The 15,450-nt window shown below is 64.2% G+C and carries 14 protein-coding genes; 5 read left to right on the top strand and 9 right to left on the bottom strand.

From position 1 onward, the window contains the following. The first annotated feature begins 45 nt into the window (after positions 1-45). Positions 46-555 carry a formaldehyde-activating enzyme gene (gene fae / locus P0D71_RS23425; RefSeq protein ID WP_091803533.1) on the top strand — a complete coding sequence of 170 codons (510 nt, stop codon included), beginning with the start codon at positions 46-48 and terminating at the stop codon, positions 553-555. An 87-nt stretch (positions 556-642) separates the two neighbouring features. Further along, positions 643-1,050 carry a hypothetical protein gene (locus P0D71_RS23420; RefSeq protein WP_408482339.1) on the top strand — a complete coding sequence of 136 codons (408 nt, stop codon included), beginning with the start codon at positions 643-645 and terminating at the stop codon, positions 1,048-1,050. A 79-nt stretch (positions 1,051-1,129) separates the two neighbouring features. On the opposite strand, the gene P0D71_RS23415 is transcribed toward P0D71_RS23420, so the two are convergent. After that, positions 1,130-1,654 (bottom strand): dihydroneopterin aldolase, encoded by a 525-nt coding sequence (locus P0D71_RS23415; protein WP_408482337.1) that lies wholly within the window; start codon positions 1,652-1,654, stop codon positions 1,130-1,132. Positions 1,655-2,093: 439 nt separating this feature from the next. Between P0D71_RS23415 and P0D71_RS23410 the strand changes: the two genes are divergently transcribed. From P0D71_RS23410 to P0D71_RS23400, 3 genes are all read left to right on the top strand, one after another. Next, positions 2,094-4,184 (top strand): sigma-54-dependent Fis family transcriptional regulator, encoded by a 2,091-nt coding sequence (locus P0D71_RS23410; protein WP_408482335.1) that lies wholly within the window; start codon positions 2,094-2,096, stop codon positions 4,182-4,184. Continuing rightward, entirely contained in the window at positions 4,181-4,759 is a 579-nt protein-coding gene (locus P0D71_RS23405; RefSeq protein ID WP_408482334.1) for a flavoprotein, read from the top strand. The genes P0D71_RS23410 and P0D71_RS23405 overlap by 4 nt, the downstream gene beginning before the upstream one ends. An 89-nt stretch (positions 4,760-4,848) precedes the next feature. After that, complete coding sequence (locus P0D71_RS23400; RefSeq protein ID WP_408482332.1) at positions 4,849-6,231, top strand: DUF6513 domain-containing protein; 1,383 nt, start codon at positions 4,849-4,851, stop codon at positions 6,229-6,231. A 22-nt stretch (positions 6,232-6,253) separates the two neighbouring features. On the opposite strand, the gene rpe is transcribed toward P0D71_RS23400, so the two are convergent. From rpe to P0D71_RS23360, 8 genes are all read right to left on the bottom strand, one after another. Then, positions 6,254-6,973 (bottom strand): ribulose-phosphate 3-epimerase, encoded by a 720-nt coding sequence (rpe, locus tag P0D71_RS23395; RefSeq protein ID WP_408353529.1) that lies wholly within the window; start codon positions 6,971-6,973, stop codon positions 6,254-6,256. 29 nt (positions 6,974-7,002) lie between these two features. Next, positions 7,003-8,040, bottom strand: coding sequence for a class II fructose-bisphosphate aldolase (fba, locus tag P0D71_RS23390; protein WP_091808884.1), 1,038 nt, complete (start codon positions 8,038-8,040; stop codon positions 7,003-7,005). 64 nt (positions 8,041-8,104) lie between these two features. After that, on the bottom strand, positions 8,105-10,147 hold the full coding sequence (gene tkt, locus P0D71_RS23385; RefSeq protein ID WP_408482330.1) for a transketolase: 2,043 nt from the start codon (positions 10,145-10,147) through the stop codon (positions 8,105-8,107). A 46-nt stretch (positions 10,148-10,193) separates the two neighbouring features. Further along, positions 10,194-11,066: a phosphoribulokinase gene (locus tag P0D71_RS23380; protein ID WP_091803556.1), complete on the bottom strand. Its 873-nt coding sequence runs from the start codon at positions 11,064-11,066 to the stop codon at positions 10,194-10,196. A gap of 64 nt (positions 11,067-11,130) precedes the next feature. After that, on the bottom strand, positions 11,131-12,270 hold the full coding sequence (locus P0D71_RS23375) for a class 1 fructose-bisphosphatase (protein ID WP_408302606.1): 1,140 nt from the start codon (positions 12,268-12,270) through the stop codon (positions 11,131-11,133). Between the two features lie 26 nt (positions 12,271-12,296). Continuing rightward, the gene (cbbX, locus tag P0D71_RS23370) at positions 12,297-13,346 is read right to left on the bottom strand and encodes a CbbX protein (protein ID WP_408482328.1); all 1,050 of its coding nucleotides are present in this window, start codon (positions 13,344-13,346) and stop codon (positions 12,297-12,299) included. A gap of 55 nt (positions 13,347-13,401) precedes the next feature. Next, a complete protein-coding gene (locus P0D71_RS23365; RefSeq protein ID WP_408302602.1) occupies positions 13,402-13,830 on the bottom strand; it encodes a ribulose bisphosphate carboxylase small subunit in 429 nt (142 codons plus the stop codon). A 109-nt stretch (positions 13,831-13,939) separates the two neighbouring features. After that, positions 13,940-15,439, bottom strand: a complete 1,500-nt coding sequence (locus P0D71_RS23360; RefSeq protein ID WP_408302600.1) for a form I ribulose bisphosphate carboxylase large subunit — start codon at positions 15,437-15,439, stop codon at positions 13,940-13,942. Between the last annotated feature and the right edge of the window lie 11 nt (positions 15,440-15,450).

Raw genomic sequence — 15,450 nt, 5'->3', positions numbered from 1 at the left:
GCATGTCAGTCAGCAAGTCCGTATTCCACTCATCGGAGGAACAGAATGGCCAAGATCAATCGCGTGCTGATAGGAGAGTCGCTCGTCGGCGACGGCAACGAGGTCGCACACATCGACTTGCTGATCGGACCGCGGGGTTCGGCTGCGGAAACCGCATTCTGCAATGCGCTCACCAATAATAAGGATGGCTTTACATCGCTACTTGCCGTCATCGCACCAAACCTCCTCACCAAGCCGAACACGATTCTGTTCAACAAGGTGACCATCAAGGGCGCCAAACAGGCCGTGCAGATGTTCGGCCCCGCGCAGCACGCCGTTGCGCTCGCTGTCGCAGACAGCGTCGAGGACGGCACGATCCCGAAGGACGAGGCGGACGATCTGTTCCTGTGCGTCGGCGTCTTCATTCACTGGCAGGCGGAAGACGACAAGAAGATTCAGGAGTTCAACTACAAGGCAACGCGTGAGGCGATCCAGCGCGCGGTTGCCGGTGAACCGACTGCCGCGGAAGTCGTGGCGAAGAAGGGCAGCGTCGCGCACCCGTTTGCCCCGAACTGAGTGTGCGCGAGTTCGCGTGAATGCGACGGGCGCCCGCCGTTACGCGGGCCCCGGGCTGAAGCGCGAACTCTTTGATAGAGGCATGAGATGACCATACGATGTCGTGCGCTGGCGGCCTTCGCCTGCATCGCGCTCGCGGTACCGCTCGCCTGGGCGGACGGCGACACGCCCACGGCGCCTGCCCCGGCGGGGGGCTACAACTACCCGACGCAGGGCCGCGTCGAATACGTGTTGAGTTGCATGGACGACAACGGGCACGATTTCGTGAACGTCTATAAATGCTCGTGCGTGATCGACAAGATGGCCGCCAAGCTGTCCTACGATGACTTCGTCGCTCAGTCGACGTTCTCGAAGTACGCAACCTTGGGCGGCGAAGGCGGCTCGGAATTTCGGGTCGACCACGCTAAAGCGCAGACGAAGAAATTCCGCACGTTGCAGACGGACGCCTATCACAGTTGCGGAATAGGCTCCGACAAAACGGCGTCGGCGAAATAGCCGAGCGTGTGATGCGTGTGACGCGTGTGAGGGCCTTGGCGCGCGGAGCCGGCAACGGCGCCGCGCCGCTCTGTCGCGCTCAGTTCGGAATCAACCCTGCTCCAAGCGACGCATACCCCACGAGACTCGTGGCCGGTTGGGCCATATCGCTGCGCTGCCGCTCGATCTGCACGCCGACGGCCGCCACGTCATCGAACTTGGCAGGTTTGGCGAGCGCCACACGCACCCAATGAGCGCCGAAGTCGTTGATCAGCAGTCGCGCCACCGCTTCGGCAAGCGCTTCGAGCAGGCGCACGCCGTGCGCGGCGAGCAGCGCATGCAGCGCATTGCGTACCGCCGCATAGTTGATCGTGTCCTCGATACGATCCGTCGTGCATGCACGGATCGCGGGAACCCCGATCGCGAGGTTCATCCTCACCGGCTGCAGCATATGTTGCTCGCTGCTGTCGATACCGATAATCGTCTGACCGATGAATTCCTCGATAAAAACGATGTCCATCCGCCCGGACCGCGTGCCGGTAGCGGGCGAATCGGATGGGACAGCGGCGCCCGGCGCGCCGGCAGCGGAGAAACTGGCAAGGCGAACGGCATCGATACGGTCCATGGTGTACTCCGCCGCAGTGCGGCAAAAAATTGAGCAAGACGAGTTAGACGACGGGATTCGGGTAAACGCAAACGGGTAAACATAAAGCAGGTCAGGTGACAGCACGCGCAGCACTCTGCGCCGAACCTGCAACACTCTCCCTGCTGCCGGCGAGCTGGAAACGCTCTTCTCGGCATGGCTTCGGGAAAAGCAAAAATCGGGCACGCCATGTAGGGTTATGGCGACTTCTTGTTGAACGGGAGCGACATCCGGCGTACAGTTTTAAGCCGACGCCTGACATAACGGCGAATCACTCGGTGCGCATACGGACCGCAGAAGCCGCGGCGCAAGGGGAAGACAGTATCGATAAAGCGGCACTCGTGGCGCACATCGCGAAGCAGAATTCATGCAACGCAATGCGGACCGGCGCGCACGAACTGACGCAACGGAGACAGGCCCTATGTCGTTGCTTGCTGACAGCACGCTGCACGTCCGTGAAGTTCTGAACGTCGTCAACCATCAGTTGGCAACGCGACCGACGAGCGAACCCGTCGCTCAATCGTGGGCGCGCTGCATGAACGAATTCCAGCTCGACCCTTCCCGTTTTGTCACGCCCCCGGTCCTGACGGACTACGAACTAAGCTCGCGCCGCGATGCCATGGGCGATCTGATCGCGTGCTCGAAGCTCGAAATGACCACGCTTTATCAGCAACTGGCCGATCCCGAACTGGCGGTCGTGCTGGTCGATGCGGGTGGGATGATCGTCCATCAGGTTTCGTCGGTGCCTTTCGCTGAAGCCGTGGCGGCAGACGGCTTTCGCGTCGGCGCCTTGTGGAGCGAGCGCGAAGCCGGCACGAACGGCATGGGCACGTGTCTGGCAGAACGCGACTGCATCGCCGTGTGCCAGCACGAACATTTCTATCCGCGCTATACGTCGCTCACCTGCTCCGCCGCGCCGATTTTCGACGACCGCGGCGAGATTGCCGCCGTGCTGGACGTGACGAGCCGCTCGAAGCTGCTCCAGCAGCATTCTCTGGTGCTCGTGGGCATGTCGCGGCAAATGATCGAAAACCGCCTGCTGGATGCGCGTTACCGGCACGCGAACATGATCCACTTCCACAGCCGCCCGGAATTCGTCGGTACGCTGCACGGCGGCAAACTGGCGGTCGCGGACGACAGCACGGTGCTCGCCGCGAATCGCAGCGCCCTCTTTCAGCTCGGTTTCCGCACACTCGGCGAATTGCGTGGCCGGCGCATCGAGGAAGCCTTCAATGCATCGCTCGAAGACATGATCGCGCGCAGCATTCGCGGGTCGTTTCATCCTGTCACCGTATATAGCGCGAACGCGACCAACCGCTTCTTTCTCGTCGCGCAAACGCCGCAGAGCAGCGCGGGGCGCGGCACCAGGGTGGCGGTGACAGCGCCGGCCGCGCGCGCCAGCGCCGTCGACAAACGGCCGGCGCCGGCCCGGCTCGACGAAATCGCGCACCTCGAATTCGGCGACCCGCGCATGGCTTCGCAAATCCAGCTTGCGGCGCGCGTGGTCCAGCGCAAAATCCCGGTGATCATCCGCGGGCAAACGGGCACGGGCAAGGAAGTTTTCGCGCAGGCGCTGCACAGCATCAGCCCGCACGCGGCGGGCCCATTCGTGCCGGTGAACTGCGCGTCGCTGCCCGAAAACCTGATCGAAAGCGAACTGTTCGGCTATCGTGCCGGCGCGTTCACCGGCGCGCAGCGCGAAGGACGGCGCGGCAAGATCGTGCAGGCCAACGGCGGCACGCTCTTTCTCGACGAAATCGGCGACATGCCGCTCTCGTTGCAGGCGCGGCTTCTGCGCGTGATCGAGGAACACGAGGTCACGCCGCTCGGTGCCGAGACGACCATCAAGGTCGATTTTCAGCTCATTAGCGCGAGTCACCGCAATCTGCTCGAACTCGTGCATAGCGGGCAATTCCGCGAGGATCTGTATTACCGGCTCAAAGGCGTCGAACTGAATCTGCCGCCGCTCGCGGAACGGATCGACAAGCTCGCGCTCATTCATCATCTGCTCGAAAACGAATCCGACGATGAGCCACCCGAGTTGACCCCGGAAGCCGAACACGCGTTACTGACCTATGCGTGGCCCGGCAATATCCGCCAGTTGCGTCACGTGTTGCAGATGGCCATCGCGCTGTGCGACGGGCAGCCGATCCGCTGCGAAGACCTGCCTGCCGAAGTCACGCAACGTGGGCCGGAAACCGTACTGGTGGCGGCTTCCCGCACGGCGGTAGTGGACCCCGAACCGCATCTCGCCGACGAAGCGGATCTTTCCGCGCTCAATGCGATCCAGTTGAACGAACGCGGAACCGTTCTCACGCTGCTCGACGAGCATCGCTGGAATGTCAGCAACGTCGCCAAGGCGCTCGGCATCAGCCGCAACACGCTGTACCGGAAGATGCGCCGGCTGCACATCCGTCTGTCGCACGACGGCTCGGCGCTCGACGGCGCGCCGCCCGACGGACTGTCACCCGACGATTCGCCCTCCGAAGAATCGCCGCCCTGTAACGCATGACCCAGGCGCCCGCTCGCAATCTCGCGGACTTCAAGCCCGATGCGCGCTTCGCATGGTGCGTAACCGGCTCCGGCCACTTGCTCGACGAGTCGATTGCGCTCGCGCTCGAGTTGCCGCGCGTCGACCTCTTCCTTTCCGCAGCCGCGGAAGAAGTGCTGCCGCTTTACGGCTGGCCGCTGCCGACCTTGCGCAAGCACTTTCGCGTGTTTCGCGACAATAGCGCGAGCGGCGTGCCGGTCGGCATGCTCTATCACGGCATGTATCACACTGTCGTGATCGCGCCGGCCACCAGCAATACGGTGGCCAAATGCGCGTTCGGCATCTCCGATACGCTGCCGACCAATATGTACGCGCAGGCGGGCAAGCAATGCATTCCGGGCATTGTCTTTGCATGCGACACGGAACCGACCGTGGTCACGCAAAGCCCGAACGAATGGGTCGAACTGCGTCCGCGGGCGATCGAACTCGACAACGTTGAGCGCCTGTCGCGCTTCGAATACACGACGCTCGTCTGCTCGCTGGATGAACTGAAAGCGGCGCTCGCTGAACGCTTGTCGACTCTCGATCTCGCATAAATCTCGCATGAAACAGCCCCCACGCGCCTTGCGGTCGCGGCTCGCCGAGTGGGAATCAATACGCCTTGCGCGGACCGACCCGTACTGACATGGACCACATTGTCTTCCTGACTGGCCGGCTCGCCGAAAAGAGCCTGATCCGCGTGCTCGAAAGCATGGCGCCGACGCCGTTCAGTTGGGAGATTCGCGAAATCGGCCTGCAGGTCGCGGCACTCATGACGGCCGACATGATCCGCCGCCGAGTGCCTCTTCCGCTCGCGGCACAGCGCGTGATCGTGCCGGGTCGCTGCCGTGGCGATCTCGCCGCGCTGGCCGAACACTACGGCGTGCCGTTCGAGCGCGGCCCGGAGGAGGTCAAGGATCTGCCGCAATTCTTCGGCCGCGAGGCGCAGCCTTTCGACCTGACGCGCTACGAGACCGATATTTTTGCCGAGATCGTCGATGCGCCTCGGCTCGACCTGGACGGCATCGCCGCGCGGGCGCGCGAGTACGCCGCGCAGGGCGCAGACGTGATCGACATTGGTTGCCTGCCCGAAACGCCGTTTCCGCATCTGGAAGACGCGGTGCGCCTGCTGAAAGACCAGGGGTATCGTGTGAGCGTCGATTCGATGCGTAGCGAAGAACTGCTGCGCGGCGGCCGCGCCGGCGCCGACTATCTGATGAGCCTGAACCTCGATACGCTATGGATCGCCGACGAGGTGCCGTCCACGCCGATCCTCGTCGCCCGCGAACCGGGCGATCCGGCCTCGCTCGACGCCGCGATCGAGCTGCTCGCCGCACGCGGACGCGCGTTTCTCGCCGACCCGATTCTCGATCCGATTCCATTCGGCCTTGCCGCGTCGATTGCGCGTTATGTCCGGCTGCGCGAGCGTTACCCGGATATTGCCATCATGATGGGCATCGGCAATGTCACCGAGTTGACCGAGGCCGACACCAGCGGCATCAACGCCGTCCTGCTCGGCATGGCCGCGGAGCTTCGCGTGAGCGCGGTGCTCACCACGTCAGTCAGCCTGCATGCGCGGCGCGCGGTGCGCGAAGCCGACGTAGCCCGCCGGGTGATGCACGCCGCCCGCGAGGCGCAGGTGCTGCCCAAAGGCATCAACAGCGATCTCGCGACCGTTCATGCCAAACGCCCGTTTCCGTACAGCGCCGCCGAAATCGACGAGTTTGCCCGCGACGTGCGCGACCCCAACTTCCGTGTCCAGGTCAGCGCCGACGGCATTCATGTCTACAACCGCGACGGCCATCGCCAGGCAGGCGACCCATTCGCGCTCTACCCTGACCTGCATCTCGAAGCCGACGGCGGCCACGCATTCTATATGGGCGTCCAGCTCGCGCGCGCGGAGATCGCATGGCGGCTCGGCAAGCGTTTCGATCAGGACCAGCCGCTCGACTGGGGCTGCGCGGTCGAGCGTCCCGAGCAGGACCTCACGGCGTGGCACGCGCCGGGCGAGACGATGAAAAAGCGCTGAAGGCCGGCGCCCGAGCGTCCATTCATTGCGCCATCGCCAATGCGCCAGCGCCTTCGCTGTCTTCGTTTACCTGCTCCAGTTCGTCGCGCATCGCGGCGATCGCCCGCGCGTAGTCGCCGGCGCCGAACACCGCGGAACCCGCCACGAATACATCCGCGCCCGCCGCCGCGATCTGCGCGATATTGGCCGCCTTCACCCCGCCGTCCACCTCGATCAGCAAGCGCCGTCCGGTCCGCTGCATCGTCGCATCGACCCGTTCGCGCAACGCCCGCAGTTTATCCAGCGTTTGCGGAATGAACGCCTGCCCGCCGAAACCCGGATTCACCGACATCACGAGCACCACGTCGAGCCGCTCGATCACGTGGTCGAGCACCGTGAGCGGCGTGGCCGGGTTGAGCGCCAGTCCCGCGCGCGCGCCACTCGTCTTGATGAGCTCGATGGTCCGGTGTACGTGCAGCGACGCTTCCGGATGAAAGCTGATGGTATTCGCGCCCGCTTCGGCAAAGCTGGTCACGAGCGAATCGACGGGCATCGTCATCAGATGCACGTCGATCGGCACGGACGTATGCGGGCGAATGGCCGAGCACACGAGCGGCCCGACCGTGAGGTTCGGCACGTAATGGTTGTCCATCACGTCCAGATGAATCCAGTCCGCGCCGGCCGCGGTCACGTCGCGAATCTCGTCGGCCAGCCGGGCGAAATCCGCCGACAGCAGCGATGGGGCGATCAGGAAATCACGCATGGGCGTCTCCTTGGAAACAGGTCAGTGGTTTAGTGGTAGCGGCGCGCCATCGCATCGAGCGGCAAGGGCTTGATGCGCGACGCCTGACCCGCGCAGCCGAACGCCTCGAAACGTTCGACGCAGATCGCGCTCGCCGCTGCCGTCGCCGCCTTCAACGCGGCGCGCGGGTCGAATTCGGCGCGCGCATTCGCCATCGACTTGCGCATCGCACCGCTCATCGCGAGCCGGATGTCGGTGTCGATATTGACCTTGCGCACGCCATGCGCAATGCCGCGCTGGATTTCCTCGACGGGCACGCCATATGTGGTGGGAATCTCGCCGCCGTATTCGCGGATCACCGCGAGCCACTCCTGCGGCACCGACGAGGAACCGTGCATGACGAGATGCGTGTTCGGAATCCGTTCATGAATTTCGACGATCCGGTCGATCGCGAGAATATCGCCGGTCGGCTGGCGGCTGAATTTGTATGCGCCATGCGACGTGCCGATCGCAATCGCCAACGCGTCCACGCCGGTCGCCTCCACGAAAATCTGCGCCTCGCGCGGATCGGTGAGCAACTCGTCGCGCGAGAGCTGGCCTTCGGCGCCCACACCGTCCTCGTCACCCGCCGTGCCGGTTTCGAGCGAGCCAAGACAACCGAGTTCGCCTTCGACGGAAACGCCCACCGCATGCGCCGCCTCCACGACCCGGCGACTCACGTCGACGTTGTACTCGTAGGCTGCGGGCGTCTTCTGGTCGGGCAGCAAGGAGCCGTCCATCATCACCGACGTGAAGCCCGAGCGGATTGCCTGCTGACACACCGCCGGGCTCGCGCCGTGATCCTGGTGCAGCACGAGCGGGATATCCGGATGCGCCTCCAGCGCGGCCAGCACGAGATGGCGCAGGTACGGTTCGCCCGCGTACTTGCGCGCGCCCGCCGACGCCTGCAGGATCACCGGACTGGCGGTCGCTTCGGCGGCCTGCATGATCGCGTGGATCTGCTCCATGTTATTCACGTTGAAGGCGGGCACGCCGTAGCCGTGCTCGGCCGCGTGGTCCAATAGTTGTCGCAGTGCTATGAAGGGCATCGCAAACTCCTCGAAGTCGAATCGGATCTGAACGTATTGGGTCGCGGCGTGCCGCATGGCGGCGTTATCGCGCGCGTTGCGCGACGCGGCGGGCTTCGTCCACCACGGCCCGCGCGGTCAGATCGAAATGCTCGAACAGCGCGGCAGCGGGGGCGGATTCGCCGAAGGTATCGATACCCACCACGCCGCCTTCGAGTCCCACGTATTGCCGCCAGAACGCCCGCACGCCCGCTTCGACCGCGACGCGCGGCACACCCGGCGGCAGGACCGCGTCGCGCCATGCGCCGGGCTGCCGGTCGAACACGCTGGTGGACGGCATCGACACGACCCGCGCGGCGATGCCCGCTTCGGCGAGCAGCACGACAGCATCGAGCGCAAGTGAGACTTCCGAGCCGGTGGCGATCAGCACGACCCGCGCTTGCCCAGCTTGCGCCGGCCAGTCGCGCAACACATAGCCGCCGCGCTCGATCGCGTCGATCTGTTCGCCGCTGCGTGCGGCGAACGGCAGATTCTGGCGGCTCAACAGCAGGCACGACGGGCCGTCGCGTTCCACCGCGCTCGCCCACGCGCGAGCGGTTTCGACGGTGTCGCACGGACGCCAGACATCGAGTCCGGGAATCAGCCGCAAACTCGCCGCGTGCTCTACCGACTGATGCGTCGGCCCGTCTTCGCCGAGGCCGATCGAGTCGTGCGTGAACACGAAGATCGAACGGGTCTTCATTAACGCGGCCATGCGTAACGCGCTGCGCGAATAATCGGAGAACGTGAGGAAGGTGCCGCCGAACGGAATATGCCCGCGATGCAGCGCGATGCCGTTCATCACCGCGCTCATGCCGAATTCGCGCACGCCGTAGTGCAGATAGTTGCCGCCTCGCAGTCCGTTGTCGTCGGCGTGCACGTCGACCGAGGTTTTCCAGTTGGTGAGGTTCGAGCCGGTCAGGTCGGCCGAACCGCCCAACAGTTCGGGCAATGCGCGAGCCAGCACGGTGATTGCCTGCTGCGAGGCCTTGCGGGTTGCAATCGATTCGGCCGCGTGGTCCGCGTCGCGCACCATCGCGCGGACCGCATCGCGCCACTGCGCGGGCAGCGTGCCTTGCGTGCGGCGCTCGAACTCGGCCGCTTCATGCGGATAGTGCTTGCGATAGGCTGCGAAACGCGTGTTCCAGTCGCCTTCAGCGCTCGCGCCCCGCTCGCTCGCGTCCCACAGCGCGCGAACCTCTGCGGGCATTGCGAACGGCGCATGCGGCCAACCGAGCACCCGCCGCATGTTCGCGACTTCGTCGGCGCCGAGCGGCGCGCCGTGTACATCGTGCGTACCCGCTTTTGACGGCGACCCCTTGCCGATCACCGTGCGGCAGCAAATCAGCGTCGGCCGGTCCGTTGCGCGTGCGCGCGCCAAGGCCTGGTCGACCGCGTCCACGTCGTGTCCGTCCACTTCGCGCACGACATGCCAGCCGTACGCCGCGAAACGCGCCGGGGTGTCGTCGCCGAACCACTGCGCGACGTGGCCGTCGATCGAGATGCCATTGTCGTCGTACAGCACCGTGAGCTTGTCGAGCTTCAAGGTGCCGGCGAGCGAGGCCGCCTCGTGCGAAATGCCCTCCATCATGCAGCCGTCGCCGGCAAATACATACGTGCGATGATCGACGATGGAATGGCCGGGCCGGTTGAATTCGCGCGCGAGCAGCGCCTCGGCGAGCGCCATGCCGACAGCGTTCGCCAATCCCTGCCCGAGCGGGCCAGTGGTCGTTTCGACGCCGGGGGTCACGCCCACTTCAGGATGCCCGGGCGTTTTGCTGTGCAATTGCCTGAACCGCTTGAGTTCCTCGATCGGCAGGTCGTAGCCGGTGAGATGCAGCAACCCATACAACAGCATGGAGCCGTGCCCGTTCGACAACACGAAGCGGTCGCGGTCGGGCCACGCCGGATGACGCGGATTGTGTTTCAGATGCCGGTCCCACAGCGCGACGGCAATCTCGGCCATGCCGAGTGGCATGCCGGGATGACCGGACTTTGCGGCTTCGACCGCATCGATCGCGAGCATGCGCAGCGCGTCGGCCATCAGCCGGGTTGCGGGTGTTGCGACGGATTCTGCGACGGCACTCATCGAATGTCTCCTTGCTCGAAATGGACGGACCGTGTTGCGCGGCGCCTCAGGCGCGCGCCCGACGGTCGACCAGTTGCAGAATCATCGGCGTGAAAATCAGCTGCATCGCCAGACCCATCTTGCCGCCCGGCACGACGATCACATTCGGGCGCGACATGAACGAGTCGTGCAGCATGGTCAGCAGATACTGGAAGTCGATCCCCTTCGAGCGAGCGAAACGGATCACGACGAAGCTCTCGTCCGGTTGCGGAATTTCACGCGCGATAAACGGATTCGATGTATCCACCGTCGGCACGCGCTGGAAGTTCACATGCGTGCGCGAGAACTGCGGGCAAATGTAGTTCACGTAGTCAGGCATGCGCCGCAGGATCGTATCGACCACGGCCTCGTGCGAGTAACCGCGCATGGTCTGATCGCGATGCAGTTTCTGGATCCATTCGAGGTTGATGATCGGCACGACGCCGATCAGCAGATCCGCGTGCCGCGCAATGTCGATATCGTCGGTCACCACCGCGCCGTGCAGCCCTTCATAGAACATCAGGTCCGTGTCGGGCGTCACGTCCTCCCACGGCGTGAAAGTTCCGGCATCCTGCTTGTAGAGCCGCGTTTCGGGTTCGTCATGCACGTAGTGGCGCAACCTTCCGGTGCCGTTCTCGCCGTAACTGGCGAACAGGGACTCGAGTTCTTCGAGGAGATTCGCTTGCGGTCCAAAATGGCTGAAATTCGGCGCGCCATCCCGCTCGTGCTCTTTCATGGCCTCGCGCATGCCGTTGCGGTCATAACGATGAAAAGCATCGCCTTCCACGATCTGCGCGTTGATCTTTTCGCGCCGGAAAATATGGGTGAAGCTCTTCATCACGGTCGTTGTGCCGGCGCCGCTCGAACCGGTCACCGCGATGATCGGGTGTTTGACTGACATGCGCTTGTCTCCGGATAGTAGTGTTCTGCTCGGCCGCGCTTCGCGAGCCTGGGTATTCGGACCGCTAGGCGGTGAAACCCGGCAGGAACAGCGAGCGCCGGCTGAAAAGCGGTGAGCTGAAGGGCTGATCCTCGCCGCGGTCGTATTCACCGTGATAGCGGCCGATGCGCTCCACCTCGTTCTTCGAGCCGAGAATCACCGGCACGCGTCCATGCAGCGCGCGCGGCACCACGTCGAGAATGCGCTCGCGCCCGGTGATCGACAGACCGCCCGCCTGTTCGACGAGAAAACTCATCGGGCTGGCTTCATACAGAAGCCGCAAGCGCCCTTCCATAGCCGCCGTCTTCGAGTCGCGCGGGTACATGAACACGCCGCCGCGCATGAGGATGCGATGCACCTCGGCGACCATCGAGGCGATCCAGCGCATGTTGAAGTCGCTCGCGCGGCATCCGCTGCGCCCGTCCTTGCACTCCTGCACATAGCGGCGCACCGGCGGTTCCCAGAACCGTTCGTTGGACGCGTTGATCGCGAACTCGACGGTGTCTTCGGGAATGCGGATATTCGAATGCGTGAGCACGAAGTTGCCGATGTCGCGCTCCAGCGTGAAGCCGTGCGTACCGTTGCCGACCGAGAGCACGAGCATGGTCGACGGGCCGTAGACGGCGTAACCCGCCGCCACCTGTTCGCGGCCCGGCCGCAAAAACGCGGATTCGCCGATCGTGCCGCGCGGCTCGCCCGCGTTGCCGTCCACGCTGCTGTCCACGCTGCCGTCGCCATTGCGCAGCACCGAAAAGATCGACCCCACCACACCGTTGATGTCGATATTCGACGAACCATCGAGCGGATCGAAGGCGAGCAGATAGTCGCCACGCGGGTAGCCAGGCGGAATCGAATAGACGCTCTCCATTTCCTCGGACGCCATCGCCGCCAGCAGTCCGTCCCATTCGCATTGCTGCACGAAGATTTCGTTGGTCGCGACATCGAGTTTCTTCTGCTCTTCGCCGTGCGTGTTGAGACTTTGCGCGGAACCGTAGTTGCCGCCGAGCGCGCCTTTGGTGAGCATCGCGGAGATCGACTTGATCGCGGCGGCGACGTCGATCAGGAGCGCCGAGAGGCCGGCGTTACGTACCGTCCCCGCCGAACTGGGCTGGCGGTCGAGGGTGTCGATCAGAAACTTCGAAAGCGTCGTACGTCCGTCTTGCATAGCGATCTCCTGAGGATTGTTTTCGTTTAGCCTGGCGGCGCCGGCACGGCGCGCGTTGCATGAGAGGACGCAGGCGCCCCGGCGTTTGCGGCGAGCGGTTCAGTGAACACGCGGCTCGCACGCACGTCGGCGGCGGCGATCAGGGTGAGCGCGGCTGCGTCGATCGGCGCGCCGCCTTGCATCGCCGTGGCGAAGAGACGATTGGCCTGGCGCAGCCGTGAGCGATCGAGTGCATTGCGCACCGAGCGGGCGTTGGCGAAATTCGCCTGTCGGGTGCGCAGGGCCAGATAGTCCGCGAAAGCACGCCGCGAATCGGCGTCGAAACGGTAGTGCATCGTCGCGAGCATGCGCTCGGCGATGTCAAGCAGTTCCGCGCCGTCGTAGTCGGGAAACGTGATGTGATGCGCAATGCGCGAGCGAAAGCCCGGATTGCTCTCGAAGAATACTTCCATGCGATCCGCGTATCCGGCCAGAACCACCACCAGATCGTCGCGCTGGTTCTCCATGGTCTGAAGCAGGATTTCGATCGCCTCCTGACCGTAATCGCGTTCGTTTTCCGGGCGGTACAGGTAATACGCTTCGTCGATGAACAGCACGCCGCCCATCGCGCGTTTCAGTACATCGCGCGTTTTCGGCGCGGTATGGCCGATGTACTGGCCGACCAGATCGTCGCGCGTAACTGAAACCAGATGATTGCGGCGAATGTAGCCGAGCCGGTGCAGCACTTCGGCCATGCGCAGCGCGACGGTGGTCTTGCCCGTGCCGGGATTGCCCGAGAAGCACATATGCAAGGTGGGCGCGCCACTCGCGAGACCGAGCGAATCGCGCGCGCGCTCAACCAGCAGATGCGCCGCGATCTCGCGAATGCGGGTCTTCACCGGAACGAGCCCGACCAGATCGCGGTCGAGTTCGGCGAGCACGTCGCCGATGCCGGAATCGCGATAGAGCGCGGCGAGATCGACCTGCGGCGCTGGCGCGCGCCTGTCGTGCAGCGCGGCAGCGGCAGCGTCCCGCTCTGCGGAAACCGGCGCGTTCGTGTCCGGCGCGTTCGCGTCGATGGCGGCAGCTTCGGTCATGGCCACTCCTTCTGCTCATGGCGGTTCATCGAGCCTCGCATTGCGAGGCCATCCTCTAACGCGCCGGCCCGTATCGCTCACCCGACGGCCGGTCGCCCGCGTAGCCCGACAACCCGTAACGCTGCACCCGTCCCGGGCCGTCCTGACGCGTCAGGCGGAACCCTGGCTCCCCGTCCGGACGGTTGACGATGAACGACAGCCGCATCGTCTCGAAGCCGCGCACCGAGTCGAATGCGTTGATCTTGATGTAGTGCTGCGGCTGCGCCTCGCGGCACGCCTTCACTTCCTGCATCACGCCGGCCGCATCGTGCAGATCGAACATCGGCAGGCCCCACATTTCCCAATAGGTGTTGCGCGGATGCGGGTCGTCGGTGAATTCGACCGAACAGGCCCAGCCTTGGCGCAGAGCATAGTCGATCTGCAAGCTGATCTCCTCGTCGGTCAATTCCGGCAAGAAGGAAAACGTGCCCTGTGTAATACGCATGACGTACCTCGTTGATGAATGCAGCGTTCGGAACGGCGCCGACAGTCTCCCGCGCAGTGCGGCGGCATTGCGGTCAGACCTGCGCGGAGAATCTTCAAATGCCCGCCGCTCAAGCGGCGGTCGGCGTGGCGGCGAAATCCGGCGTGTCGGTGGACGCGTAGTTGAAGGTCACGTCCCGCCACGTATCGAGCGCCTGCTTGAGCGGCGTACACCAGCGCGCCGCGGCTTCGAGAATGTCCGGCCCTTCGTGAACGATGTCGCGGCCCTCGTTGCGCGCCTTCACCATGGCTTCGAGCGCGACGCGATTGGCCACCGCGCCCGCCTGAATCCCGGCCGGATGGCCGATCGTGCCGCCGCCGAACTGCAGGATCGCGTCGTCGCCAAACAGATCGAGCAGTTGATGCATCTGTCCCGCATGAATACCGCCCGAGGCCACCGGCATCACTTTGCGCAGGCCGGCCCACGGCTGGTCGAAGAAAATCCCGCGCGACAGGTCGACCTCGTTGTGCGCCTCGCGGCACACGTTGTAATAGCCCTGCACCGACAGCGGATCGCCTTCGAGCTTGCCGACCGCCGTGCCCGCATGCGCGTGATCGACGCCCGCCATACGCAGCCACTTCGCGATCACGCGAAACGAAATGCCGTGATTGCGCTGGCGCGTATAGGTGCTGTGTCCCGCGCGATGCAGGTGCAGGATCATGTCGTTCCTGCGCGCCCAGCGCGCCATCGATTGAATCGCGGTCCAGCCGATCACCAGATCGATCATTACGATGCATGAACCCAGTTCCTTCGCGAATTCGGCGCGCTCATACATGTCCTCCATCGTGCCGGCCGTCACGTTCAGGTAATGCCCTTTCACTTCACCCGTCTGCGCTTGCGCGTGATTCACCGCTTCCATCGCAAACAGAAAACGGTCGCGCCAGTGCATGAACGCCTGCGAATTGATGTTCTCGTCGTCCTTCAGAAAATCCAGCCCGCCACTCAATCCTTCGTACACCACGCGACCATAGTTCTTGCCCGACAGTCCCAGTTTCGGCTTGACGGTGGCCCCAAGGAGCGGCCGTCCGTACTTGTCGAGCCGTTCACGTTCGACGACGATGCCGGTCGGCGGCCCCTGGAAGGTCTTCAGATAAGCAACAGGTATGCGCATGTCTTCGAGACGCAGCGCCTTGAGCGGTTTGAAGCCGAACACATTGCCGATGATCGACGCGGTCAGGTTCGCGACCGACCCTTCTTCGAACAGATCGAGCTCATAGGCGATATACGCGAAGTACTGCGGTTCGCCGGCGTTCGAGGCCGGCACCGGATCGACACGATAGGCTTTCGCGCGGTACATGTCGCATGCGGTCAGCCGGTCGGTCCACACCACGGTCCAGGTCGCCGTGGACGATTCGCCTGCCACGGCCGCCGCCGCCTCCTCCGGATCCACGCCGGGTTGCGGCGTAATGCGAAAGAGCGCGATCACGTCGGTATCTTTCGGCGTGTAATCCGGCTGCCAGTAGCCCATCTCGCGATACTTCATCACGCCCGCGGCGTACCGTTCGCGAGGGTTCGCCGCATCGCGCGGCTTGTGTATGGAATCGATCACCGGTTGACTGAAATCGTTCATGACGTATCCTC

This window comes from Paraburkholderia sp. RL17-383-BIF-A, from assembly GCF_046028015.1.
Classification (GTDB): domain Bacteria; phylum Pseudomonadota; class Gammaproteobacteria; order Burkholderiales; family Burkholderiaceae; genus Paraburkholderia.
The sequence above is the reverse complement of the archived record's forward strand: the minus strand, read 5'-3'. Positions and strand labels throughout refer to the sequence as shown.